General features: G+C 47.2%; 1 tRNA gene. It reads left to right on the top strand.

Features of this window, described 5'->3' with window-relative positions:
* Positions 1-48 precede the first annotated feature (48 nt).
* Positions 49-124 (top strand) — tRNA-Ala (locus tag J5M71_RS29035).
* Positions 125-299 lie beyond the last annotated feature (175 nt).

Here is a 299-nt window from a genome sequence, read left to right as displayed (position 1 = left end):
TCAAATCTGCCCAGACCTACCATTACATGGTTCAGCCGTAGAATACACGGGGCCATAGCTCAGCTGGGAGAGCGCCTGCCTTGCACGCAGGAGGTCAGCGGTTCGATCCCGCTTGGCTCCACCACTTTCGCCGTACGCAGTAACTTGCCAGAACTTAGAAATGAACATTCAGTTCGAATGTTGATTTCTGGCTTTTGTCAGATCGTTCTTTAAAAATTCGGATATGTGATAGATATAGACTGATGACCAGTTTCACTGCTGGAAATCAGGCTAAGGTAAAATTTGTGAGTTCTGCTCGA

The sequence above is a fragment of the Pseudomonas sp. 43(2021) genome (genome assembly GCF_017490805.1).
GTDB lineage: Bacteria > Pseudomonadota > Gammaproteobacteria > Pseudomonadales > Pseudomonadaceae > Aquipseudomonas.
This window is presented reverse-complemented; position numbering and strand designations above follow the sequence as displayed.